22 protein-coding genes and 1 tRNA gene are annotated in these 25,229 nt (G+C 54.3%); 9 read left to right on the plus strand and 14 right to left on the minus strand.

Annotation, left to right across the window (positions count from 1 at the left end; all coding sequences use genetic code 11):
• The first annotated feature begins 89 nt into the window (after nt 1-89).
• From MWU64_RS14415 to MWU64_RS14440, 6 genes are read left to right on the plus strand one after another with little or no spacing between them, the layout of a single operon-like run.
• On the plus strand, nt 90-872 hold the full coding sequence (locus MWU64_RS14415) for a hypothetical protein (RefSeq protein ID WP_247065083.1): 783 nt from the start codon (nt 90-92) through the stop codon (nt 870-872).
• A complete protein-coding gene (locus tag MWU64_RS14420) occupies nt 865-3,804 on the plus strand; it encodes a hypothetical protein (RefSeq protein ID WP_247065085.1) in 2,940 nt (979 codons plus the stop codon). Before MWU64_RS14415 ends, MWU64_RS14420 begins: the two co-directional genes overlap by 8 nt.
• Nucleotides 3,797-5,233: a hypothetical protein gene (locus tag MWU64_RS14425; RefSeq protein ID WP_247065087.1), complete on the plus strand. Its 1,437-nt coding sequence runs from the start codon at nt 3,797-3,799 to the stop codon at nt 5,231-5,233. Before MWU64_RS14420 ends, MWU64_RS14425 begins: the two co-directional genes overlap by 8 nt.
• Nucleotides 5,226-5,831: a hypothetical protein gene (locus tag MWU64_RS14430; protein WP_247065089.1), complete on the plus strand. Its 606-nt coding sequence runs from the start codon at nt 5,226-5,228 to the stop codon at nt 5,829-5,831. The genes MWU64_RS14425 and MWU64_RS14430 overlap by 8 nt, the downstream gene beginning before the upstream one ends.
• Nucleotides 5,818-6,813, plus strand: a complete 996-nt coding sequence (locus tag MWU64_RS14435) for a hypothetical protein (protein ID WP_247065090.1) — start codon at nt 5,818-5,820, stop codon at nt 6,811-6,813. Before MWU64_RS14430 ends, MWU64_RS14435 begins: the two co-directional genes overlap by 14 nt.
• A 17-nt stretch (nt 6,814-6,830) precedes the next feature.
• Complete coding sequence (locus MWU64_RS14440) at nt 6,831-7,193, plus strand: monooxygenase (RefSeq protein ID WP_247065092.1); 363 nt, start codon at nt 6,831-6,833, stop codon at nt 7,191-7,193.
• A gap of 13 nt (nt 7,194-7,206) precedes the next feature.
• On the opposite strand, the gene MWU64_RS14445 is transcribed toward MWU64_RS14440, so the two are convergent.
• The 4 genes from MWU64_RS14445 to MWU64_RS14460 all read right to left on the minus strand — a co-directional run bounded on the left by MWU64_RS14445 (nt 7,207) and on the right by MWU64_RS14460 (nt 11,543).
• Complete coding sequence (locus tag MWU64_RS14445) at nt 7,207-8,175, minus strand: asparaginase (RefSeq protein ID WP_247065094.1); 969 nt, start codon at nt 8,173-8,175, stop codon at nt 7,207-7,209.
• A gap of 76 nt (nt 8,176-8,251) precedes the next feature.
• Nucleotides 8,252-8,328, minus strand: a tRNA-Arg gene (locus MWU64_RS14450).
• A gap of 42 nt (nt 8,329-8,370) precedes the next feature.
• Nucleotides 8,371-11,208 (minus strand): insulinase family protein, encoded by a 2,838-nt coding sequence (locus MWU64_RS14455; RefSeq protein ID WP_247065096.1) that lies wholly within the window; start codon nt 11,206-11,208, stop codon nt 8,371-8,373.
• A 35-nt stretch (nt 11,209-11,243) separates the two neighbouring features.
• Nucleotides 11,244-11,543, minus strand: a complete 300-nt coding sequence (locus MWU64_RS14460; protein WP_247065098.1) for a hypothetical protein — start codon at nt 11,541-11,543, stop codon at nt 11,244-11,246.
• 388 nt (nt 11,544-11,931) lie between these two features.
• Between MWU64_RS14460 and MWU64_RS14465 the strand changes: the two genes are divergently transcribed.
• Complete coding sequence (locus tag MWU64_RS14465; protein WP_247065100.1) at nt 11,932-13,917, plus strand: SDR family oxidoreductase; 1,986 nt, start codon at nt 11,932-11,934, stop codon at nt 13,915-13,917.
• 73 nt (nt 13,918-13,990) lie between these two features.
• Here the strand turns inward: MWU64_RS14465 and rnt are convergent, their stop codons facing one another.
• The gene (rnt, locus tag MWU64_RS14470) at nt 13,991-14,647 is read right to left on the minus strand and encodes a ribonuclease T (protein ID WP_247065101.1); all 657 of its coding nucleotides are present in this window, start codon (nt 14,645-14,647) and stop codon (nt 13,991-13,993) included.
• Nucleotides 14,648-14,684: 37 nt separating this feature from the next.
• Nucleotides 14,685-15,716: a dihydroorotase gene (pyrC, locus tag MWU64_RS14475; RefSeq protein WP_247065103.1), complete on the minus strand. Its 1,032-nt coding sequence runs from the start codon at nt 15,714-15,716 to the stop codon at nt 14,685-14,687.
• Nucleotides 15,717-15,878: 162 nt separating this feature from the next.
• Between pyrC and MWU64_RS14480 the strand changes: the two genes are divergently transcribed.
• Nucleotides 15,879-16,805: an OmpA family protein gene (locus MWU64_RS14480; RefSeq protein WP_247065105.1), complete on the plus strand. Its 927-nt coding sequence runs from the start codon at nt 15,879-15,881 to the stop codon at nt 16,803-16,805.
• Nucleotides 16,806-16,817: 12 nt separating this feature from the next.
• Here MWU64_RS14480 and MWU64_RS14485 read toward each other — a convergent pair whose 3' ends face one another.
• Complete coding sequence (locus tag MWU64_RS14485) at nt 16,818-17,744, minus strand: histone deacetylase family protein (RefSeq protein WP_247065107.1); 927 nt, start codon at nt 17,742-17,744, stop codon at nt 16,818-16,820.
• 219 nt (nt 17,745-17,963) lie between these two features.
• Here MWU64_RS14485 and MWU64_RS14490 point away from each other — a divergent pair, with 219 nt between their 5' ends.
• Nucleotides 17,964-20,708 (plus strand): GNAT family N-acetyltransferase, encoded by a 2,745-nt coding sequence (locus MWU64_RS14490; RefSeq protein WP_247065109.1) that lies wholly within the window; start codon nt 17,964-17,966, stop codon nt 20,706-20,708.
• A gap of 27 nt (nt 20,709-20,735) precedes the next feature.
• Here MWU64_RS14490 and rdgC read toward each other — a convergent pair whose 3' ends face one another.
• The 7 genes from rdgC to ubiG all read right to left on the minus strand — a co-directional run bounded on the left by rdgC (nt 20,736) and on the right by ubiG (nt 25,213).
• Nucleotides 20,736-21,662, minus strand: a complete 927-nt coding sequence (rdgC, locus tag MWU64_RS14495; protein ID WP_247065111.1) for a recombination-associated protein RdgC — start codon at nt 21,660-21,662, stop codon at nt 20,736-20,738.
• Between the two features lie 98 nt (nt 21,663-21,760).
• Nucleotides 21,761-21,961, minus strand: coding sequence for a DUF2788 domain-containing protein (locus tag MWU64_RS14500; RefSeq protein ID WP_247065112.1), 201 nt, complete (start codon nt 21,959-21,961; stop codon nt 21,761-21,763).
• Between the two features lie 42 nt (nt 21,962-22,003).
• Entirely contained in the window at nt 22,004-22,777 is a 774-nt protein-coding gene (yaaA, locus tag MWU64_RS14505) for a peroxide stress protein YaaA (RefSeq protein WP_247065114.1), read from the minus strand.
• Nucleotides 22,778-22,790: 13 nt separating this feature from the next.
• Nucleotides 22,791-23,024 (minus strand): glutaredoxin family protein, encoded by a 234-nt coding sequence (locus MWU64_RS14510; protein ID WP_114333934.1) that lies wholly within the window; start codon nt 23,022-23,024, stop codon nt 22,791-22,793.
• Nucleotides 23,024-23,776, minus strand: coding sequence for a YciK family oxidoreductase (locus MWU64_RS14515; protein WP_247065116.1), 753 nt, complete (start codon nt 23,774-23,776; stop codon nt 23,024-23,026). Before MWU64_RS14515 ends, MWU64_RS14510 begins: the two co-directional genes overlap by 1 nt.
• A gap of 65 nt (nt 23,777-23,841) precedes the next feature.
• Nucleotides 23,842-24,522 (minus strand): HAD family hydrolase, encoded by a 681-nt coding sequence (locus MWU64_RS14520; RefSeq protein ID WP_281496401.1) that lies wholly within the window; start codon nt 24,520-24,522, stop codon nt 23,842-23,844.
• Nucleotides 24,497-25,213, minus strand: a complete 717-nt coding sequence (ubiG, locus tag MWU64_RS14525) for a bifunctional 2-polyprenyl-6-hydroxyphenol methylase/3-demethylubiquinol 3-O-methyltransferase UbiG (protein WP_247065120.1) — start codon at nt 25,211-25,213, stop codon at nt 24,497-24,499. The genes MWU64_RS14520 and ubiG overlap by 26 nt, the downstream gene beginning before the upstream one ends.
• Nucleotides 25,214-25,229: the final 16 nt, after the last annotated feature.

Below are 25,229 nucleotides of genomic sequence, written 5' to 3' on the forward strand. Positions count from 1 at the left end.
TTTTGACGCTATGGTAATGGTATTTGGCCGCAGGCTCGAGTTTTCAAGTTGAAGCCGTGGCTGCGCTAACTTCGATAGTAGGTACAAACTTGAAGACTTATCTGGACAAGATACGGAGAGGCGAGCCGGTTAACTACCCCGCGTTTCTGAAAAAGCTACCTGAACGAGCGCGTCGGGTGCACCGGGACCTCTTCGAGACTCGGAAGGTTTCGGTGAACCGGTGGTTAGTGACGGTGATCGATGATGCAACTTTTTCTAAACTAGTTGAGACTGCAGAGGCGCCTGTCAATCGCTTGGAAGCGGCCAAACAGGGCGACTCTCACCGCCATGTAACGGCAGTGAGCTTTGTGCTTGCGTATCATCAGAGGCAACCCGGCCCTCGGCCAGATACAGTCGTCGTTGTCGGCGGCGACGTGGATATGGGTTTCGTGCCAGCCACCAATGTATTGGTGATCGAAAATGAGGAAAACTTCTATCGTTACCGGCGCATGCTCGAATTTTCCAGCGAGGTACTGGGTATTCCATTAACGCTGGCCAACTGTGATGTCGTGTTGGGTGGAGGTAATCGGATTACTCAGCCTTCTAGCCTGCAATGGTTGGCTGGGTATCGAAAGGTATATTGCGCCTTTGACTACGATATGGGTGGCTTGCAGATGTTCACTACCATGGATCGTGTACTGCGCGACAAAGCGTGCTTTGTGCAACCGTCAGAGTGGAAGCCTTGGCTGAGCCGTTTCCGAATGCTGCCTAAAACCACCGAACGGTTTACAAAAGCCGTTTCGCTGGCGGAAGATCTGGGGTTTGTTGATTTGGCGCGAGCGTTTCGCAGCACGGGTAAATTTATGGAACAGGAGATGATTCTGGATGACTGATTCACAGGCGAGCCTTAGCGCGTTCACCTTTGGCGTTCGCCGCTTGGTGTTGGTGGATTCGGCCGGCTTCTGTTACGTGGAGATTCCCGTGACTCATCACGGCCTGATTTTGGGGCCGGGGAACTTGGGTAAGTCCAGTCTATTGAATTCTTTACGCTTGTTCCTGTTGCCTGAAAACAACTTTAAGAACAGCCGGAAGAAGTTTGCGTTCCGTAATGCCAGCGCCGGTAGCTTCTATAGCAATGAAGAAAGCTACCAGCATTATTTTCCCGGTAAATTCAGTTTTCTGATTATGGAAGCTGAAAACCCCGCCGGTACCCATTGCCAGATTTTGTACCGGGATAACAGCAGCCAGCTGAGTTATGGTCGGGCCTTTGTGCCAGTGCCTTATGAGCAGTTACGGCCGCTTTTCTGGAATGGTGATGACCCAGACGGCATTGGTCAGGCAGTCCCAGAATTATCCTTCAGCCGGCTATCCGAATCTCTGAAAAAGCTGTCGAAAGACACTCGTTTCGTGAATGACCCAGCTCGGTTGAAATCGATGCTGTATAGCAGCGAGCTGATGAACGCAGATGCTGTTCGCTACTCTGTTCTGCCCTTGGGCGAGTCGGATGAACGGAAGGTGCAATCGCTGCGCACCTTGATTTTGCTGCTGTTTGAAATGAAGGCGGATGATCGCGCCATGGCCAACGCGGTGGCCAGTATTGTCGAGGCTGATAAGAAGTTTTCAGACGATGCCTTTGATTTCAATATCGATGAATTCCTGAATCATCATGATCACCTAAAACAGCAGCAAAACCAGCTCAATCGGATTGAAAAAGAACGCCCGCGCTTCGAAAAACTGAACGGTGCGTATCAGAAGTATCAAGCGCTGTTGCGAAGCCAACATGATTTTGCAGCTTTTCGTGAGGGGCTCACTGCTGCATTGGAACAAGTAGGCGCACAGCGACGAACCGCGGTGGAAGCCTATAACGAGCAGAATGAAACCCTGAAGCATGTCGTGCAAACCCTGAAAAAGCTGGAACAGGAAACCAATAGCCTGAAAGGGGAGGTGCGTGCGGCTGAACGAAACCTGAAACGTGCCGAGCAGGACAAACAAAATGGCGAGTTGCTCATTGCCCAATACGGCTCCATGACGCTGCAGGAAATCGATGATGTCTTAAAAGAAGACAGGGAAAACAAACAGAGCCATCTGAACGCTTTGAAAAGCGCCGCGCAGGCGGAGATTCGCCTGGCTAAGATTGACACCCAGAAACACAATCTGGAAAGCAAACTGGCCGCATTGGCGGAACGGGAAAGCAAGCAGCAGTGGCAATTGCAGAACCAACTGGATGAGGCTGTCGCAGCTCCCTTGCGTGCCGTAGACCCGAAGCTGATGCTGGCCAGTCCCGGGCAAACGCTGGATTCTTCGAGTAAATCCGTTATCGAAGCCTTTGCCAATTTGTTTGCCCCCAACGGCAACGGGTACGACTGGTTTGATATCGAGTACCCGGGGCAACCAGCGCGGCAGGAAGACTATGCGGAACAACGCCGTCGCCTGGAAGGAGAACTGAACGGGTTGGAGAAAGAGCGTTCGGAGCTGGTCGACACCGCGGACAACGAGCAGGACCGACCCCGGTTGATTGAGCGCACGGAAAAAGAACTTCGGGCCATCGATAAAGATCTGGAGACGCTAGCCCGCTACCCAGCCGCACAAACCACCCTGCGAGATGCGACCGAAGAGCGTAAAGCCGCGGAAGAGACGCTGGCCAAGCTGGATGAGCAAGCCCGGCTTGAGCAGGAGAAAATGGATGCGGTGCAGCAAAAGGCTGCGAAAGCCCGGGCCGAGAAAGAACGCATCGAGGAACGGGAGCGGGAACTGGCGCAACTGAGCCGAAGCGTGGGTACGGCAGAGCACCGGTTCCAGCACCTGAAAGCGGTTCAGGCTGAGCAGCCATTAGCGGTGGAAAAGGTGTCCGTGGCCGCCTTTGATGACCTGCAAAACCAGCTGGATGAGCTGGAAGCGCTGCGCCGGAACATTCTCGATCATTTGCGCCAGTTCGTGTACTTGAGTGTGTATGAAGATACCGCCGGTGAACTGCAAAAAGACAGCCCATCCTCGGCGGTTATTCGCGACACCTTTAAAGGTCTGTCAGACTTGTTTGCCGCTCTGACCGAGCGCTGGCGCGTGCTGGACGAGCAGATCTCGGTTCATAACGAAACCGTGGCCAGCTACGTGCAGGCGCTGACCTCCAACCACGAATTTATCAGCCGTTTCGAAGCTCAGCTCAATCGGGAGCTGGAAGGGGTACAGATTAACGACTTGGTGGAAATTCGGGTGGATATTCACACCGACCCGAAGTTCCGCAATCTGGTGGAAGAAGCCAACAACATCGACCCTTATGGCAACCAGCTTCAGTCCGAGGCTTTTTACGACCGGCTGCGGGTGTTCGTGGCGGATTTCTTCGGTGAGCAGGGCAGCAAGCGCCTGACCATGGATAAGGTGATTACTGGCATTTCCTACCGCACCCGCAAAGAAAATGCCACCAGTCTGGATAAGAAGGGGCAGTCAACGTCCACGACCGCGCTTATCAATCTGGAACTGGTTTATCGGTTGCTCAAGCGAGTGTTGTACCCGGGCGTGAAATTGTCGTTCCCGATGGTGCTGGATGAGCTGGCCAGTGTGGATGTCAGTCAGATGCCGGGACTGCTTGACCGGCTCAGTCAGCAGGGCTTTAACCTATTCTCTGCTGCCACTCACAGCGCCAGCGCCGAAGTGATTTATCTGATTGGCCGCCATTTGGAAGTGGGGCAGATGCGTACGTCGCGTCCTTATAGCCCGCAACGGACATTGGTGTTCTGGGGCGGAGCTGAAGGCTTTACCAGCGGTGAGCCAGTCAGCCATTGGGCGGATCATACCCAGAACAGCCTGTTGGAGCTGGCGGATGAGTAAGCGTTTCAGCACGCTGGATACCACCCGGCTGTTGTTTGATCACCCGAAGATTCTGTTTCGGTTGATTGAACGAATGGACCGACACGAAACCCGTTACGTTCGGGAAAGTGACTTGGTGGCTGAAGTCTTGGCCTATTCAAGCAGTTTGTCAGGCGCCGACCGCGATCGTGTAAGGCTGGCCATAAACACAGAAAACCTGTTTCGCTCGGGCCTGGTGATCGACATCATCAAGGCCGAAGGCGAGCGCCGGCTGGTGTTTCAGGATGCGCTGATCAACCTGATGCGGGCTTGCGATGCGTCGCTGTATCAGGAGCTGACTGATGCGCGGTTGCGGGGCCATCTAGTGACCCTGCGGGATGTCAGAGCTCGATTGGAAATGAGCAGTTTCAGCGAGGTTGATCCGGATTTTACCGAGTTAAGGGATGACCTCAATGAGCGGGTCAGCCAGCTGATCGGCTTGTTACGTCAGAACGTTCTGCGCATGCAGAGCATTAGTGCCCAGTTTGCAGAGCTGTCGGGTGATGCCAGCCGGGCGCCGGAGAGATTTCTTGAGTTCCGGCAGAACCTGTTGGAACAGATAGTGACTTTGTATGAACGTCACATCAAACCTACCTTGGTGTTTTTGAATCCCGATACGCGGCTTCCCGATGGCAGCAATCTGTTCGAAACTCTGGAAGCCATGGTTCGCTTGCTGGAAACCCACGGCGACCACAATCTGGCCGACCAGCTGTTTCGTTCATCCCTCAGCCTGAATGCACTCTACAAGCCGATTCAAGCGGTGGCCCACGAAGTGGAGCACTTCCTGCGCAAAACCCGCCGGGGCATGGTGCAATACAACGCCATGGAGCATTTCTATGGCAAGCTAAGGGAGCTCAAAGGTGAAACTGAAACCTTGAGCCTGCGCCGGAAATGGCTTGAAGGCGGCGAGTTCGCCCGAAGCACTGGCTTTCTGGTGGGGTTAAGAGCGCAGCAGCGCCCGAAACATTATGCCTTTGGCAATTCGCCCAGTTATTACCAGTTGCTGTTCAGTGAGCTGGATCTACGCATAGCGGATTTGCGCCGTAAGGCAGAAATACCGGAGTTACAGCACGTGGAGGGCAGTGGCCGCATGGCGCGAGTGGATGTGCAGCGCATCAATCAGCTCTATCAATGGCTGGAAACGCTGGAGCTTCGGCCAACCAACGATTTGGTGCGAGAGCTACATGGCCGGTTGGAAGGGTTTATCCCGGGGTACCGGTTCCCGGATTTATTGGCCGCTCTGAATCGCATGGTGAATACCCCGCCTGATGGTTTTCAGGTGGTCACCACCAACCGGTTCCGTGCACTGGAAACATCGCAAGAAGCAGTGGATAAGACAGAACCGGCCTCTGAACAGTTTGTTTATCGTAAGCGTCGATTGGAATTACAAGCAGAGAAACATCATGACTGACCTGAACAGCCTGCAAACGGACCAGCACCATAGTAGCTTCGATGAAGTCCTGCCGGCCCACAGTGCCGCTCTATACCGGGAATTTCAGGCTGGACGTGTCATTGTTCGGGAGCTTTGGGACAACAATCGCTCCGAACTGGTGGCGAACCCTTTGTATAACCTGCTTTACAACCACCTGTCTCATTTCCGGACGTTTTACGAACATCTCGGATGCGAGCTGGTGTTTAACGATGACGGCGCCTTTTTCTTCCTGAAAGAAAGCAGTGACGATGAAGCCGAAGAGCACGATGAGAATGCCTTCCGAGTACAAGTGGTTCTTCTGTTAATCGGTCGATATTTCGCCCGCAGTGGCCGTGATCTTGAGTATCTGGCGCGCCCTGATGCGGGGCTCGGGGAGCAGGATTTGATCGCGATGGGCGCCGATGACGAATATCTGGAAATCCTGCGTGCGGCCCGCTTTGAAAAAGGGCTATCGGAAGCACTGGACTACTTGGTTAAGCGTAACCTGATATTTAGTAGTGGTGCGAACCGGCACTTTTTAAGTTCCGCCGGAATGCATTTTCTCGAAGAGCTGGTCCGGGAATATGAGCAAGCATAGGCTTGTTTGGCCTGTAACACTGGCTTTGCTGGTAGCAGGCTTGATAGCCGCCTTCTCCAAACCCATGATGGTAGAGGAGCGGTTAATTTCTATATCTGCTCACGATCAGTTCAGGCAGCATCCCGAATTACTCGAACAGCCGTTGCCCATTCAGGCACTGCTGCTGGATTACCAAACAGATTCCTTGCTGTGGCTAAAAACACTCTCCGCCTTGCATGTGTACCCCGAACACACGCCCATGTTGCTTGAGCTTTTTGGTGATGAGCCTGAATTCAGGCGGGCATTGAGGGCACAGGGCGAGAGTCTTATTCCGGCGGTTATTCACTTCTATCGAAATCCCGTAACCAGCATTGAAGTCTTGAACCGCATTTCCGGTGGCGATGCAGCATTAAGTCCCGAGCAGCGCGCTTGGCACGCAGTGAATTTCGCAAATCAAGAGGGTGATGATTTCACCGGTCAGTTTCGCGTGGCACCGGACGGCGCTATTGAATGGATCTGGACTGAGCGAATCACCGAAGGGATTACCCAGTTCTTCACCAGTGGCATTCGCACGCTGGAAACCCGATACCGCACCGATCAGGAGATTCGCGCCAGCGATTTGGGCTGGGCGGCTGTAGACGCGGTGATCATTGGTAGCGCAGTGAAATTTCTAAAAGCAGGCAGGGTAGCCGCGAACACAGCCCGATCGGCTTCTGTAACCACACGAACAGCCAGCTATTCCGCCAGACTGGCTCGTGCTGGCCAAGTAACATCGGCGATGGTCAGCAACGCAAAATGGCCGGCGTTGATAGCATTCGGCTATGTGACGGTGAAACACCCCGCCTTTCTCAATGACCTGTTTGCCGGTGCTGCGTCGGTACTGGGAGTTCCTGCTTGGGCAGTGCAAGTACCCGGCTGGTTTATCATAATCCTGCCACTTCTGATTGTGCTGCGGTGGCTGTTTCGTGCGGCTCGTTTAGTAGTTCCTGCTCGCCAATCCTAACTAAAGCGCACAGTTTCATGACTGCTAAAATACCTTTCACGCAGGCAAAACGACTAATCAAAAGGAGTGCTGTTTTCATGAAAACACTATTGCAGGTTGATTTCCCCTTCGATGGACCCTTCGGGCAAGAAATGACGGAGGCAATGAAAGATTTGGCTGAATCCATAGCCAACGAACCCGGGCTCATTTGGAAAGTTTGGACAGAAAACCCGGCCACGAAGGAAGCCGGGGGTATTTATCTGTTTGAAGATTCAGACAGCGCCCATAAATACCTGGAAATGCACACTGCTAGGCTCAAGAGTTTCGGTGTTCCTGTGGTGAATGCCAAAGTATTTCAGGTCAATGAAGCGCTCACAAAGATTGATCGCGGGCCGGTGTGACATTAGGGCCTGATCAAGCAAAAAGAGATTGCTCGATAGGAGTCTTGCCGGACAGAGCGCACATTAGCCGCAGTCGGGCTTTACGGGCATTCAGGTGAGGCGCCTTGAGTGCGCCCATAGAGACTTGCTCCGCCAGCGAACCTCGATATTCATAAACCTCTGCCACGCGGCCCCAAAGGGTTGAGGATGTAACCACAACCGGTACTCCGGCGTTGATCGCAGCTTGCAGCGGTTCAACCCAATTTGGCGGGATATGACCACGGCCAATAGCGTCAATGACCAGACCTTTGGTGCCACTGGCTACCGAGGCTTCAAGCAGTGCCGGCGACGCGTCGATCGCGACGGGCAGAATGTCTACTCGCGGCAGCTTCTGGCCAGGTGTGATGGTGGAAGGACGCTGCAGCCGATGGTTCAGACGAACCTCATCGCCGTCGACGAAACCCAGAGGACCAACTCCGGGGGACGCAAAGCCGTTAAGCTGATAGCTGCTGACTTTACGTACAGAGGCTGCTGAATGGATTTCTTCATTGAAGACAACAACTGTGCCTGCGCCTCGGGCTTCGGTCGCGCTGGCAACCTTTATAGAGTCGCGTAGGTTAGGACCTGCATCGGAACCGGGCGCATAAGGCACCCGTTGGGCACCGGTAACCACCAATGCGGTGTCGTTCAGATCCAGAGTGGTATCCAAAAAATAAGCCGTATCTTCCAGAGTGTCAGTCCCTTGTGACACAACTAATCCGGCAACCTCCGGACGCTCTGACAACTCCAAACACAGAGTTCTTAGCTGCAACAGATCGGCGGTGGTAATGGCATTGCTGGGTTTCTGGAAGAGCGTGATGACTTCAACCGGGCCATCGCTCTCGATCTTCAAGGTGTCCATTAGCTCTTTACCCGAAAGAGCACCAGCAATGGCACGCCCGGAACTATCAGGAAGACTGGCAATAGTGCCGCCCAGTGAAATGAGTACAACGGTATTTTTCATGCGGCATCCTAATTTTAATTGCGGTGTCAGCAGGCGCCAAGGCAAAGCAATCAGATGATGGTGATGATAAGTAGGATGGTACCCCCGGCAGGACTCGAACCTGCTACCTTCCCCTTAGGAGGGGGACGCTCTATCCAGATGAGCTACGGAGGCATTTCAGAAGAGGCGGTATCATAACGGGCATCAGCCCGTGGCTCAAGGGGCCACAGGCTGACGCTCACGCAGTTGGCTCAGAATTGCCTGCTCATTGGATTCTCCTTTTGCCGTCAGCACCTTAAACGCTCGCTGCCGTTCAATCATCGCTTTTTCAAAGGTGTTGACCAGCTCATCCAGAGAAACCTCCCGAATCGCGGCCGCCAGTTTTTCGCGGCTATTGAATTCGTTGTTTTCCCGATCAATCTCTCGCCAGTAGCGGCCAGATACATCGCCAAGCTGCCGGTCGCGGGCCATCATTTTGCTGACCACGGCTTGTTTTTCACGGCTCAGTTGCTCGGGCGACAGCTTGGCGAGCCTGGCTTTAAAGCGTTTAGCAAACTCGTTTACCGCGCCGTCGATCTCAGCGCCACTGGCTTCGGGGGATTGGACAACCAGCCCCAGAGCCGGGGTTTCCAGAATCTCGAACGCAGTGGCGTACACAATGTAGCCGAGCTGTTTGGTGGTTCTTATTTCTTCATAGAACGGGCTGCTGATGATCTGGGCCAACAGCCGGTAGCGAGCGCGTTCTTCGTACGATCGGTCTTTGCCTTGCAAGTACAAGGTATAGCCTGTGTCGGGGTGCTCTACGTTGAGAACCGCTTCGGTTTCGCCCGACGGCAACTGTCTGACCCGGGAGCGTGCTACATCTACGTGTTCACTGTTTCGAAGCACAACCGCGTGTACCTGTTTGGCCAGGTTCAGGGCTGTTGCTTCGGTCAGGTTGCCGTGTGCCAGCATCACCGGGTCCATGGATTTGGTGAACTCTGAACCAAACTGCATCAGCTCATTAAAGGTGACAGCTTTAGCGGCCTCGAGTTTTTCGCTTACGGGATAAGTCCCGTTCAGCAAGGCCGTTTGTACAAACTCGGAGGTTTGCTGAACCGGGCGGTTTTTCGATTTGTTCTCAAGTCCATCAATCAACCGCTGGCGGGCAATGCGATAACGCTGCTCGGTGATCATCGGGTCGGCAAATTCCAACATAATCCGATTGAGTAATTCGTGGAGTTTGTCGTTGTATCCGCCTACCCGAATGGTCACGCCGCGCAGGTGAGGGTATACGCTGTAATTAAGGCCAGCGAGCTGCGCGGAATAAGCCCAGGCATTGAGGTTGGTTTTGATGGCATCAACCAGCAATTGCGTCAGCACCGTGTTGCGGGCAGAAGCGCGGGCAATGGGGCTACGCAGGCTGATGAACACGTTGGCTTTCGGGCTGTTGAAACGGGTGTCCCGGGCGTACCACACCTGCAGGCCGTCAGAGCCACGAAGCTGAGTAGGGTGGGGCATGCTGTTGCCGGTCACCATGTCCAGGTTTTCGGGTACCAGTGGGTTGGCGGGTGGCAACGCCAACTGGTCTGCCAACGTTGGGTTCGCTGCTGCCGGTATTTGCAAAGCCTCCTGCTTCCAAGGGGTTTCATACCATTGGGTCAGTTCAGGGTTGTTCAGGTTTAGATCCGGCGCAGATACCATGACGGCGAGATTGTCGGGTGTCAGTCGCTCCAGAATCGTCTGGTATTGCTCAGGTGCATAGCGCTCCATTAGGTAGGGGGCGCTCAGAATATCTTTGGCGGGATAGTCGCGGAGCAGGCTGGATAAACGCATGGCCTCGCGTACCGGTTCGCTTCGTTCGTGAAAGCGGAAATCGATAAGCGCCAGTTGCTTCATCTCTTCAAAACGCTCTTGGCTGATGCCATTTGCTTTGATCAAGTCGATGTAGCGGAACACCAGAGCCAGAATGTCATCTTGCTGTTTAAGACCTTCACGGGTAAGCGACATGCTGATGTTAAACGTTGCGTGAGTACCGGTGTCCATGCCCAACCCGGCGGAAAGGGTTTCGACCAGGCCGGCGCGTTTGAGGGCATCGAACAGGCTGCCAGGGCCTTCGTGGCCTAACAGGTTGGCCACGTACGAGGCAGGTTTTGTGGCGTAGTTGGCCCGTTGTGACGGGATCGGGAAGGCGAGGGACAAGCTCCGGCTGTCTTTGAGGGTTTCAGCCAGAATGCGTTTCGGCAACTGTTCGGGGCTGTGAAGAGGCTCAGGGTGTTCGATCACTTCCAGCTTGCGGTTGGCGATGGCGTTGAAGCGCTGCGTCACCATGCGTTCAAGTTCGTCCAGAGACTGTGGCCCGTATACGGCCAGAGACATTACGTTGGCCGAATAGTTTTCTTCCCAAAACCGGATTAGGTCAGGGCGCAGCGGATTGGCGTCGGTATTCTCGAGTGTGGTCAGGTTGCCCACAGAAAATTTGCTGAAGGCGTGATGCGGATTGCCGGCAGCTTTTCTGACCGACAGCAGGCGTCGCCCGTCTTCTTTTAGTTTGGCGCTGAATTCGGAATGAACAGCGTTCCGTTCACGGTCTACCAGTTCGGGCGTGAACAGAGGGTGAGAAAACTGCTGGGCAAAACGATCCAGTGCGGCTTCCAGAAACTCGCTTTCAACATCGAAAAAGTAGTTGGTGTTTTCGAACGCGGTGAACGCATTGTGGCTACCGCCGTGGCTGCGAATAAATTGCTGATATTCGCCCGCATCAGGATACTTTTCTGTGCCCAGGAAAAGCATGTGCTCGAGGAAATGGGCCATGCCTTCACGGTCGCTGGGGTCGTTTCCGCTTCCGACCGCTACGTTAAGAGAGGCGGCGGCTTTGTCCGCCTCGGCATCCGACACCAAGATGACGCGCAGGCCGTTCTTCAATTCCAGATATCGATAGCTATTGGGATCATTGGGGCTTTTGCGGGGCTCGGTTTCCGCATAGGCGGGCGCACCGGGCAGTAAACTGGCCAGTAAAAGCAACAATGGGGGCAAGCGATACAAACGTCGGAACAGGGGGCGTTTAACGGTCATGAGGCCTCATCGAATCGGTGTTCGGTTGTTAGGACTTAGTGAACTTGGCCGGCGCTACTACTGTCGGGCTTTTGGGACAGGGTTTTCTTGGCCAGGTCCGCCGCTTGGTCTGCATCCAGTTCTCCGGAAGCAATGCGCTCGAGCACGGTCGCCATGATGGCAACAGACTGGCGGTAGTCCGCGAATTCTTTCTGGAACGCTTTATCGATCGCCTTATAAACCGCTTCTATTTTTTCTTCTCTTGAACCTTTGTCGGCAGCGGTATCGTTGATTGCCTTCAAGCAGGCACGGGCAATGGCGATGTAACGTTCGGTATTAGGGTTGTCTTTCGGCATGGCTGCTTTGATAAACCTTGGAATGAATGGGTGACTGTTAGAGACGCCGAAAGGCGCCGGAAGTTCCCGATTATCGCATTGCCGGCGGTTGGTTGCATTGCTCCCTCGTAATTTACGGAATTTGGGCCATCAGCGTTGAATTCCTGTGCTAGTCTCAAAACGAGTATGTCGGATAATTAGTCATGATTTCTCTCGGTTTTTTGGTGCAACTAGAGTAAAAGCTCTATCAAAAACAATGGGTTAAAGAGCAAAAGCTCTAATAAAGTTCGATACATGTAAGCTGCAATTAAGTAGAATGCGTGCGTTCCATAACCGGACTACGACTTTTGTCGTAGTGGTGTGGTGTGACATATGACAATAAATAAGTAACACGTAGGACGGATCTTCTATGAATTATTTCCTTACAGGTGGCACCGGTTTCATCGGTCGTTTTTTGGTAGAAAAGCTGTTGGCCCGTGGCGGAACGGTGCACGTTCTGGTGAGGGAACAATCCCAGGGCAAGTTGGATGATCTGCGCGAGCGTCTGGGTGTAGACGACAGCCGAATTAAAGCGGTTATTGGCGATTTGACCAGCACCCGGTTAGGTATTGATGGCGCTGCTATGGACGCTTTGGAAGGAAAGATTGACCACTTCTTCCACCTGGCCGCCGTGTATGACATGGGCGCAGACGAAGAAGCTCAGGCTGCCACCAACATTGAAGGCACCCGTGCCGCTGTTCAAGCCGCCGAAGCGATGGGGGCCAAGCGCTTCCACCATGTATCTTCTATCGCCGCTGCGGGTCTTTTCAAAGGCACTTTCCGTGAAGATATGTTCGAAGAAGCGGAAAAGCTCGACCACCCCTACCTGCGCACCAAACACGAATCCGAGAAGGTGGTGCGTGAAGAGTGCAAGGTGCCGTTCCGCATCTACCGCCCGGGTATGGTGATCGGCCATTCCCAAACCGGTGAGATGGATAAGATTGACGGCCCCTACTACTTTTTCAAGATGATCCAGAAGATCCGTCATGCCTTGCCACAGTGGGTGCCGACCATTGGCTTGGAAGGTGGCCGACTTAACATTGTCCCGGTCGACTTCGTGGTCAATGCCATGGATCACATCGCGCATCTGGACGGTGAAGATGGCAACTGTTTCCACCTGGTGGATTCGGACCCTTATAAAGTGGGTGAGGTTCTTAACATCTTCTCCGAGGCGGGCCATGCGCCTCGTATGGGGATGCGCATCGACTCCCGTATGTTTGGATTTATCCCGCCGTTTATTCGCCAGAGCGTGAAAAATCTGCCGCCGGTCAAACGCATCACAGGTGCACTCCTGGATGATTTGGGCATTCCGGCTTCTGTGATGTCCTTTGTGAATTACCCGACCCGTTTCGACACCCGCGAGCTGGAGCGCGTGCTGAAAGGCACCGATATCGAAGTTCCGCGCCTGCCCAGCTACGCCGCTGTGATTTGGGATTTCTGGGAGCGTAACCTCGATCCGGACCTGTTCAAAGATCGCACCCTGAAGGGCACGGTTGAGGGCAAGGTTTGTGTGGTGACCGGTGCAACTTCCGGTATCGGTCTGGCGACCGCCGAGAAGCTGGCAGAAGCCGGCGCAATTCTGGTGATTGGCGCCCGCACCAAAGAAACATTGGATGAAGTAGCGGCGCAGCTCGAAGCGAATGGCGGCAACGTTCACGCGTACCAGTGTGACTTCTCCGATATGGAAGATTGTGACCGTTTCGTGAAGACGGTTCTCGACAACCACGGGCATGTGGACGTACTGGTCAACAACGCCGGCCGCTCCATTCGCCGTTCCTTGTCTCTGGCGTTCGACCGTTTCCACGATTTCGAGCGTACCATGCAGCTGAACTACTTCGGTTCTGTGCGTTTGATCATGGGCTTTGCACCCGCCATGTTGGAACGTCGTGGAGGTCACGTGGTGAACATTTCATCCATCGGTGTGCTGACGAACGCGCCTCGCTTCTCGGCGTACGTGGCCTCCAAATCGGCTTTGGATGCTTTCAGTCGATGTGCCGCTGCAGAATGGTCGGATCGCAACGTGACCTTTACCACCATCAACATGCCGTTGGTGAAAACACCCATGATTGCACCGACTAAAATCTACGATTCGGTACCAACACTGACGCCGGAAGAAGCCGCAGACATGGTGGCCGATGCCATTGTGCACCGTCCGAAGCGAATTGCGACGCGTTTGGGTGTGTTTGCATCGGTACTGCACTCGCTGGCACCGAAGGTGGGTGAAATCGTGATGAATACCGGTTATCGGATGTTCCCGGATTCAGCTTCGGCGGCGGGCACCAAGACAACCGAAAAGCCGAAAGTGTCTACCGAGCAGGTGGCGTTCGCGGCGATTATGCGCGGTATTCACTGGTAAGGTGAGTTGCAGTGCAACAAAAAACCCGCCTTGTTGCGGGTTTTTTGTTGGCTTTAAAAAATGTCATTCAAGATTATTCGTCGTTACTCGGCACCGGCGGTGGCGGAAAACCTCCCAGCTCTTGCCAGCGGTTCACAATGCCGCAAAACAGGTCTGCGGTTTTCTCGGCATCGTAAGCGGCGGAGTGTGCCTCTTTGTTATCAAAGGGAATTCCGGCCAGTTTACACGCTTGCGCCAGCACGGTATGGCCATAGGCCAGCCCGGCGAGTGTGGCGGTATCAAACGTTGAAAACGGGTGGAACGGGTTGCGTTTGATGTCCGCGCGCATGGCGGCGGCAAACACAAAATTGTGATCGAAGGTGGCGTTATGGCCCACCAGCACGGCGCGTTTGCAGTCGAATGCTTTAACCGCTTTGCGGATAGGCGAGAAGATCTCACTCATGCCTTCACGCTCCGGAACCGCCTCGCGCTCCGGGTCCCACGGGTCAATGCCAGTGAAGTCCAGGGCCGATTGCTCGAGGTTTGCGCCTTCGAATGGGTCAATTTGCTGAAGGTGGGTTTCGCCACGGTGTAGTTTGCCGTCTTCATCCATGGTCAGCATGACCGCTGCGATTTCCAGCAAAGCGTCTCTTTCCGGGTTGAAGCCGGCAGTTTCGACATCCACCACGACGGGCAGAAAGCCTCGGAAACGCTGGGACATAGGGTGAAGCGGTTTGTTTTCGTCAGACACGCGAACTCCAATGTTCGTGTTGTAAATTAAAAGATGATCAAGCCATACGCCAGTGAACGGTTTCACCGGCTTTGAGCGGCACGATGGTTCCGTCTGCCAGCGGCAGGTGCTCGGGCATAGTCCAAAGCTCGCGCACTAAGGTTATGGTGTCCGTATTTCTCGGCAAGCCATAGAAGTCGGCACCGTTGAAGCTGGCAAAGGCTTCCAGTTTGTCCAGAATGCCCAGTTCTTCAAAGATTTCTGCATACAAACCGATGGCGCCGTATGCGGAGTAGCAGCCGGCGCAACCGCACGCCGCTTCCTTCTTATCGCGGGCATGGGGCGCTGAATCGGTACCCAGGAAGAATCTCGGATCGCCACTGGCCACCGCTTCCCGCAGGGCTTCCTGGTGCTTGTTGCGCTTGAGGATGGGCAAACAGTACAAGTGCGGGCGAATGCCGCCAACCAGCATGTGGTTGCGGTTATACATCAGGTGCTGCGGTGTGAGTGTTGCGGCCAGGTTGTCACCGGTATGGCGGCGCACAAACTCTGCAGAATCAGCGGTGGTGATGTGTTCCAGCACCACTTTCAGGGACGGGAAGGCTTCCAGTGTGGGGGCCAGTACCCGGTCCAGAAACACCTTTTCCCGATCGAAAATGTCGATATCCGCATCGGTAACCTCGCCGTGTACCAGCAGCAACATGCCGCATTCGGCCATGGCTTCGAGTACGGGATAGATGTTTCGAATATCCGTTACTCCGGAAGCGGAATTGGTGGTGGCGCCGGCGGGGTAGAGCTTCGCTGCAACTACGCCCGCAGCTTTGGCTTCGCGGATGGTTTCTGGCGTTGTGCTTTCGGTCAGGTAGAGCACCATCAAAGGCTCAAAATTTGTGCCGGTTGCAGCCTTTAGAATCCGCTCCCGATAGGCGGTAGCCGCTGCTGCATCGGTTACCGGTGGCACCAGGTTGGGCATGATAATGGCTCGGCCGAAACAAGCGGCGGTTGCCGGTACAACACTGTTTAATACCTCGCCATCTCGAACGTGCAAGTGCCAGTCGTCGGGGCGGGTGATGGTCAGTTGTTTGCTCATGAGATATTCGCCAGGCAGCTCTTAAAAATTTTGCGAATTATATCAGAAGGCCGCTTCGAATGTTTTCGATCTGAATGTGTTTCTTGGGCTCAAGTATTGTTCAAAACGGCCGTTACTCAATAAGCAATTGAGTTAACGTGTGCTGGGGGTTGGGGCGCCTTTATGATGAAATTTAAGCGCGGTTCTGCAAAAGAGGGCGTCGTAGCGATTGCGGGCGCGCTTCTGGTGTGGACGTTTACTTCCCCAACAGTGGCATCCAGTTATGGCGCGGGTATTGAGAATAGCCGTTGGTATCTTTCGGAATCGGTCTTTGAATGCTCGTTGGTGCAGGAAGTGCCGGGATTCGGGCGCGCGGTCTTCAGTCACCGGGCCGGAGAAGATCTTGCGTTCTACCTTGAGTCCACGGTCGCATTGATGAAGCCGGGGCGGGGGCAGCTTGTGGTGGAAGCGCCTGTTTGGCGGCCTGGCGTAGCACCAAAGCCGGTAGGCGCTGTTAAGGTTTCGGGTGACAAACGCGCCGTCAGCGTAGGGGCCAGAGAGGCGAGCATCATGGCTCAGGGGTTGCTGCAGGGTATGCAGCCAACACTGACGCGGACCTCCCGTTTTGACCAAGGCTCGGTGCGAGTATCCCTGTCAAATGTGAACTTTTCCGAGCCCTATTCGGGATACCAGCAATGTGTTTCGGGTTTGTTGCCGGTGAATTATGACCAGATTCGCCGCTCCCGAGTGCCTTTCGCCAGTGGTGGTTCAGAACTCTCCGTAGCAGACAAAACGCTGCTGGATAACATCGTGAGCTACGTGATGGCAGATTCCACTGTCGAGCGTATTTTGGTTGATGGTCACTCGGACAGTGTGGGTAGCAGAATAGACAACCGCGCCCTTTCAGAAGAACGTGCGAATAGGGTTGCGGAATATTTGAAAGCCCAGGGTCTTAATGAGGAACTGCTGATTGTCCGCAGCCACGGCGATCAATTTCCGGTGTCGCGCCGTCATCGGGAAAACCGCAGGGTCACGATTCGGTTGCAGAGGCAGGGCGAGCGCCCTGAATTTCAGCAGGCTAGCGGAAACGGAAGAGATTTCTCGGGCTGAATCGCTATTTACTTAGTAGACCGCGTCCAATACCTCGAGGTGAGCGACCACGCTTTCCCCGAGGGCTCTCAGATGATAACCCCCTTCCAGTGTTGAGATGACCCGATCATTGGCATGATCACGGGCAACACTGACGATCATTTCAGTCAGCCAACGATAATCTTCTGTTTCCAGATTTGTTTCTGCCATCGGGTCGAGCCTGTGGCCGTCAAAGCCTGCGGATACCAGCACCAACTGCGGGCGGAAATTCTGAAGCTTTTTCAGCCAAGCCGATTCCACCCGTTTGCGGTACTCGGCGGAAGAGCAGTTTGCTTCGATCGGAGCATTGATGATGTTGTCGGGTTGTCGGTGCACGTGGCTGTGCGGGTACAGTGGGTGCTGGAAACTTGAGCACATCATAATACGCTCGTCGCCGCTGACGATATCCACGGTTCCGTTCCCTTGGTGCACATCAAAGTCGATGATGGCGACTCGTTCCAGTTGATGGAAATTGAGCGCTCTTAACGCGGCTAACGCAATATTGTTGTAGAAGCAAAAGCCCATGGATTTGGTGCGTTCGGCATGGTGTCCGGGAGGGCGTGCGCAAACAAACGCATTGGTAACCTGACTGCTCATAACCATATCAACGGCCTGAATGTTCCCACCGGCGGCCAAACGGGCGGCGCGCAAGGTGTCGGGCATCAGTGAGGTGTCCGGATCGGTAAACACCCGGCCCCGTGTGGGTGCCATCAGGTCGAGTTGCTGCAAGTAAGGCTCGGGGTGGACCATCAGCAATTGATCACGGGTAATTTCCTCGGGCCGCACCCAATCGAGGTTTTGCTGCAGGTCGGTGTCAGCAATGTGCGCCAGAATGCTTGAAATACGTTCCGGGCTTTCCGGATGTTCCGGGCCCATGTTGTGTTTCAGGCAATCATCGTGAGAAAAGAATGCGGTGGTCATGCTGAGAGTCTAAGCCTGAGTCCGGTTGCTAGTATCGTCATGTTAACAAGGATATTGGGGGGATGGGTGCTACTTTCGTCTAATAAAGGCGGGATGTCAGGCCGGATCGACGATTTACATCAGCAAATACCGATCTAAGATAAGGTATACATTGATAAGTCACCTGTTTTGCTGAGATTCTTATCTACGTAGCCACCGCTTGGATCAGGGAGAGTTCTCTTGAGTACCCGTTATCTGGAAAGTTTGTTCAATCCTGACTCCATTGCTGTCATCGGTGCCTCCGAGCGCGCAGACAATCTGGGCGGTATGGTTTTGCGGAACATGCTCGGTGGCGGCTTCCCGGGGCGCATGGTGGTGGTGAACCAGAGCGACTACGACAACGTTCATGGCGTTCCTTGTGTCGCAAAGGTATCGCAGCTGGATTTCACGCCCGACCTTGCGATTGTGTGTACTCCGCCTGATACGGTTCCCAAAATGATCCGAAAACTGGGCGAGAGCGGTGTAAGAACGGCAATTGTGATGACTGGCGGTATGTCTCGTACCCACAGTAAAACCGGTCAGCCTCTGATGTATTCCGTACGCGACGCCGCAAGAGAAACCGGCATTCGGGTCTTGGGGCCAAACACCATTGGTCTGATGGTGCCGGCTCGTCATCTGAACGCGACCTATGCGCACATGGGGGCCATTCCCGGGCGTGTGGCGTTTATTGGCCAGTCGGGCACTATTGCCAGTTCCGTGCTGGACTGGGCATTCGCTCGGGGCGTGGGCTTCTCGTATTTCCTGACTCTGGGCGATGGCATGGATATCGATCATGACGATTTGATCGATTATCTTGCGCAGGACAGCCAGACCCGGGCCATTCTGTTACATATTGAAAGCATTCCCAATCCTCGTCGGTTTATGTCTGCGGTTCGGGTTGCTTCCCGCACCAAGCCGGTTATTGCGGTTAAGTCCGGGCGGGTGCCCGAGTCTGAATGGATTCCCCACGACCTTCCTGCCGGGGTCTCTCACAGTGACCCGATATACGATGCCATGCTGCAACGGGGCGGTGTGCTGCGCGTTGACGGGTTGGGGCAGATGTTTGATGCACTCGAAACCCTTACCCGCATGCGGCCTTTACGCCGGGAATCTCTGGCTATTCTCGCGAACGGCGTGGGCCCGGGTGTGTTGGCGGTTGACCGGTTGTCTCACCTGGGAGGAGGGCTGGCGGAGCTGTCTGATACAACCCTTGAAGAGCTGGGGAAACTATTACCACCTTACTGGACGCGCAAAAACCCCATCGATTTGAACTACGATGCGTCCCCCGAGCTTTATGGGAAAGCGGTTAAAATCCTGGCCAAAGACCCGAACATTGCGAATGTTCTGGTGATGTACGCACCAACGCTGGTTCAGGACAGTCTCCAGATTGCCGATGCCGTCGTGCAGGCATCGAAAGGGACCCGGCTCAATATTTTCACCTGTTGGCTGGGGCATAGTACGGTGATGGATTCCCGAGAGGAGTTTTACCGGGCTGGCTTACCATCATTCTTTAACCCGGAAAAAGCCGTTACCGCATTCATGCAGCACGTGAAGCATCAACGGGTACAGAGGCTTTTGAGTGAAACGCCGGAATCGTTCACCGATCACTTTGCAGACCGGGCGAACACGCGTTCTCTCGTTGCCAAAGCACTTCGCGATGGCCGTAAGCATTTATCCAGCCGTGAAGCCCGGCAGGTGATTCGGGATTACGGCATAAACGCCATCGAAACCGTGTATTGCGACGATGTTGAGGAAGTGCTTGAGATGTTTGCGGTAGAACGCCGGCCCATTGATCTGACCGTCGTGCATGAAGAGGTCTGTTATCCCTTCCTGGAACTGACCCCTACGCAGCGCCGTTATAAAGGCACGATCAAGAATCTGAATAGCGAACAGGCGATTATCGATGGTTGTCGGTTCCTGATCGAAGAGTACAAGGAACATTTTCCCGATAGTGGCTTCTTGGGCTTTGGCATGCAGCACTCCTATCAGCATATTGGTGGCATAGAGTTCAGCGTAGGTATCACGCGGGACGAGGTGTTCGGTCCTTTGGTGGTTTGTGGTGCTGCGGGCGCCCAGATTAACATCACCACTGACCGCCAGATTGCCCTGCCGCCGCTGAATATGGTGCTGGCGCGGGAATTGCTGCGCCGGACCTATATGTACAAACTACTGAAAGAGCACAGTTTGCGGCCCCAGGAAGACATACGGGCGGTGTCCGAAACACTGGTAAAGCTTTCGCAAATCGTTATCGATATTCCGGAAATACGTGGCTTGGAAATCTCTCCGTTGCTGTTCAACGATCAGGGAGCGATTGCCGTCAGTATCGCTGTCGATCTGGATGACAAGCCTAGCCGGCCCATTATTCAGGCCTACCCGAGAGAGCTTGAAGAGTGGATTGTGCTGCCTAAATCCGGGCGGCGAGTCATTATTCGCCCGGTTTTGGCGCAAGATGAGCCGGCGCATCGCGCTTTTCATGAATACCAATCGCCGGAATCGATTCGCTACCGGTTTTTCCAGTACCGCAAGCACTTCTCCCGTGAAGACGTTGCCCAGATGGTGCAAATCGATTACGACCGGGAGATGGTGTTCATTGCCAATGCCAAAAAAGAAAACGGTGAGGGGGAGGAAACGCTCGGCACGGTGCGGGTATGGACCGATGCCGACAATCTTCGCAGTGAATTTGCGGTCATGGTTGATGATCGAATGAAGGGCGAAGGTTTGGGCGTTGCTTTGATGCAGAAAATGATCGAATACTGCCGAAGCCGGGGCACCATGGAGATGGTCGGAGATGTGCTGCCCGAAAACCGCCCTATGCTGCAGCTGGCGGAACAGCTTGGGTTTGACATCAAGTTCAACCCGGTGGAAGAAGTGATGGACTTGAGGCTGGTGTTGAACGAGCCAGAAAAAGACTGGCAGAAAGAACGGCTGAAAAAGCGGGGGGGCTAACCCCTCCCGCTTTAACGTGGGTTCTGCTTATTCTTCGACAATGGCGGATCGGTCTTCGCCACCAAGGGCTTCCAGCAGGCCCGGGATCATCCGCGATAGCTCCAGGGTCATGATGGTAAAGGCCGCGTCGAACTTGGCCACGGCATCGTCTACATCGACATCGTCCAGTTGCTCCTGCAGTGTCTCACCAAACTTCAACCGGCGAATGCCCAGTTCTTCATCCAGCACTAAGTGCACGTTGTTGTCCCAGGTTACCGCCAGCTTGGTTACCTGCATGCCGGTTTCCAGATGATTGCGGATTTCGTCGGCCTTCAGGTCCAGGCCCTTGCAGCGAACAACACCGCCGTCTTCGGATGGGTCTTTCAGTTCACACTCGTTGCCCAGCTCAATGGTGGCGGGCAGGTCGATGGTTTCGGTCAGCCAGCCGGTAAAGGTAAAGGCGGGTGCCTGTTCAACCGCAGGTGGTCGGACGGGCAGTGAACCGAGCGTTTTTCTGAGCGTCGAGGCCAGATCTTCGGCTTGCTTGGCAGAACCGGCATCGACAACCAGTACGCCGTCTTTCGGGGCCAGATACGCGTAGCAGCGGCGATTGCGGGAAAAGGCCTGTGGCAGCATCTCCAGCATGACCTGCTCTTTGATTTCGTCTTTTTCTTTGCGGCGAACTTTCCGGCTCTGCTCGAGTTCAATGGCTTCCGCGCGCTCTTCCACGGCTTCTTTGACCACCGGGCCGGGTAAAATCTTCTCTTCTTTACGCAGGGCAATCAGGTGGTAGCCGTTGGCGCTGTGCACCAGCAATTCGCCATGCTTACCGAGTGGCGGAACCCAACCCTGACGCATGGTTTCTTGCGGGCCGCAGGGCTTGAACGCATCGGCTTGCAGTTTCTCTTCGAGATCTTCAGCCGTAATGTCGAAGGGTTTGGTAAAGCGAAAAACTCGGGCGTTGCGAAACCACATGGGGTTTATGTCCTTGCTAATTGTTTGGGGCGTTTAGGAAAAAGGGGAGGATAATACGGCTACCGGCAGGCAGCCGTAAAGTTACCGGTAAGGCATGTTTAGATTTGCAGTATCTCGACCACGACCGTTTTAATTACAAAACCGATAACGCCGGTGCCGAGGACTGCAAATAATGCAATGGTGCCGAATCTTCCCGCTTGTGATTTTTTGGCAAGATCCCAAACAATGAATCCCATCCAGCCAATAAGGCCCGTCACCAGAACCGCCATTGCGATCTGGGAGAATACTGCTTCGTTCATGCTTACTCCGATATCAACAGAAATGTACGAGTGCGAGAATGATCAGCTCTGTTCATCGCGCAAGAAAACCCAGTTGTTTTTATCGGATTGTTCTTCACTGAAGTAATAACCATCCAGGTCAAAGCCTTTGAGGCTTTCGGATTGCGTGATGCGGTTTTGGATGGCGTAGCGGCACATCAAACCGCGCGCTTTTTTGGCATAGAAACTGATGATCTTGTACTTGCCGTTCTTGAAGTCTTTAAACTGAGGCGTGATCAGCTGGCCCTGCAAATTCTTCTTCTGAATACTTTTGAAGTATTCGTTAGATGCGAGATTTACGAGCACCTGATCGTCTTTCTCCAGCAGAATGTTAACGGCTGATGTTAGTTTGTCGCCCCAGAACGCATAAAGATCTTTGCCACGCTGGTTCTCGAATTTGGTGCCCATTTCAAGACGGTATGGCTGCATCAGGTCCAGCGGTTTGAGCAAACCATAGAGGCCAGACAGTATTCGTAAATGTTTCTGGGCAAAGATGAAGTCGTCTTCGCTAAAGCTTTCGGCATCCAGCCCGGTGTACACGTCACCTTTAAACGCCAGTACGGCTTGGCGCGCGTTCTCGGGCGAAAAAGGGGTATGCCAATTGCGGAAGCGATCGGCGTTGAGTTGGCCCAGTTTATCGCTGATGCTCATCAGGTTGCTGATCTGATGCGGTTCCAGTTCCTTCAGTTGATCAATCAGTTCACACGCATCGTCCAGGTAGTCCGGTTCGGAGTAGGTTTCTGTAGCCAGAGGGCTCTCGTAATCCAGAGTTTTAGCGGGAGAGATGATCATCAACATGTTAGCGGATCCTTTATTGCAAAAACGTGAGTAGCTGGGCTTGGGTAAAGGGCCAGCCAAGTTCGGTGCCGGTGTCTTGCCGGCGCAGAACCGGGATACGAGTACCGTACCGTTCAACTAACGCTTCGGATTGGGCGATATCCACCACATCCACGGGAATCGGCTCCGGCATCGGGGTGTTCACCAGGAGCGCCTCGGCCAATTCACACAGGTGGCAGTTGGATGTGGTGTAGAAGATCAGTTCCATTAGTTTTTCGGCTGTGCGTCAATTTGCTGGCCGGTGACACCTTCGCTGTCTTTCCCCATCAAGTAGAGATAAACAGGCATAAGCTGTTCCGGCTCTGGGTTTTTCTTCGGGTCTTCCGCAGGGTACGCGAGCACGCGCATTCCTGTGCGGGTCGCGCCCGGGTTCAGGCTGTTCACGCGAATGTTGTTGCGCTCGTCGTCCAGCTCGTCGGCCAATAATTGGGAAAGCCCTTCTACGGCGAACTTCGATACCGCATAGGCACCCCAGTAGGCGCGTGCCTGGCGGCCGACACCGGAAGAAGTGAAGATCATGGAGGCTGCGTCTGACTGCCTGAGCAGAGGAATCATCGCCCGGCTAAGCATGAACGGTGCCGTGGCGTTAACCTGCATAACTTTGTTCCAGGTTTCCGGGTCATACAGCTCTACCGGGCTCCGTGCGCCCAGAACGCCTGCGTTGTGGAGCAGGCCGTCGAGGCGCCCGAAGTTTTCTTCGATGGTCATCGCCAGTTCTTCGTAATCTTTCATGGCGGCACCTTCGAAGTTCATTGGAACCAGTGCAGACTGAGGGTGCCCGGCGGCCTCGATTTCGTCGTACACTTCTTCCAGCCGGGACAAGGTGCGCCCCACCAGAATGACGGTGGCACCATGGGCCGCATAAGCTTTTGCGGCCGCCCGGCCGATGCCGCTGCCAGCGCCGGTAACCATGATAATGCGGTTTTTTAGAAGATCGGCGGGTGCCTGGTAATCATGCATAACCTGTCTCCGATATCTGGCCAATTCCAGCCACATTGTGGCCAGTCAATGAAATAATGTGAGCGCTATTGTAACAGCTTTGCCAAGTCGCTGACGGTATCGGCGATGGCGTCGGCTTGCCACAGATCAACGGTTTCCGGTTCTTCAATGTAACCGTACCTAACGGCAATGGTGTACATGCCCGCGTTACGGCCGGCTTCTATATCCCGTACGTGGTCACCTACGTAGATAGCCTGTTCCGGAGCCGCATTGATTTCTTTGCAGGCCAAAAACATGGGTTCCGGATGAGGCTTGCGCTCGGTTACGTGATCCGGGCAAATCAGGGTTGCGCACCGTTCCTGCAGGCCAAGCGCCTCAATCAGCGGCGCTGCAAATCGTACCGGCTTATTGGTAACGATACCCCAGGGAATGTCTCTGGCTTCGAGGTTCAGCAACAGCTCATTCATGCCTTCAAATAGGGTGGTTTCGACGGCTACACCCGCTTCGTACAGGTCCAGAAAGGCTGTGTGCTTGTCCAGATAGCCTTCATGCTCGGGCTCCAGATTAAAGCCGAGGCGGACCATGGCGCGAGCACCGTTGGAGACCGACCTGCGAATATACTCCGCCGCGAGGGGCTCCAGTTCGTGCTGTTGGCGCAATTGGTTAAGGCAGCGAATGAAATCCGGTGCGGTATCAATCAAAGTGCCGTCCAGATCAAACAGCACTGCCGAGGGAGGCTGTTTAATCTTCACGGATATCCTTGGCATGCATCAGGTAATTGACGTCTACATCACGGCCAAGCTTGTAACTTTTGGTGATGGGATTGTAGGTCATACCGGTGAGTTCGCGGATGTCCAGACCAGCCTGACGCAGATAATCCGACATCTCCGAAGGACGGATGAATTTGTTCCATTCATGGGTGCCCTTGGGAAGCATGTTCATGATGTACTCGGCGCCGACTATGGCAAACAGGAACGATTTGGGGTTCCGGTTAATGGTAGACACAAACAAGTGGCCACCCGGTCGTAACATGGCAGCACAGGACTGAATCACTGAGGCGGGGTTGGGGACGTGCTCAAGCATTTCCAGACAGGTAACCGCATCGTACTGACCGGCATGCTCCGGGTCTTTGGCCAGTGCTTCGATGGTGGTCTGGCGGTAGTCGACTTTCACGCCGGATTCCAAACCGTGCAGTTTAGCGACCTGCAAGGGCGCTTCGCCCATGTCGATTCCGGTCACGTGGGCACCGCGAAGTGCCATGCCTTCGGACAACAAACCACCACCGCAGCCTACGTCCAGCACGCGTTTTCCGGCTAGGGAAACCCGTTCGTCAATGAAGTTCAGACGCAGAGGGTTAATATCATGCAGTGGCTTGAATTCACTGGTCGGATCCCACCAGCGACTGGCGAGCGCTTCAAACTTGGCAATCTCGTTCTGATCTACGTTTTGGTTGCTCATGCTTGCCCCTGAGAAA

The sequence above is a fragment of the Marinobacter sp. S0848L genome (genome assembly GCF_023016065.1).
In the GTDB taxonomy this organism is placed as follows: Bacteria; Pseudomonadota; Gammaproteobacteria; order Pseudomonadales; family Oleiphilaceae; genus Marinobacter.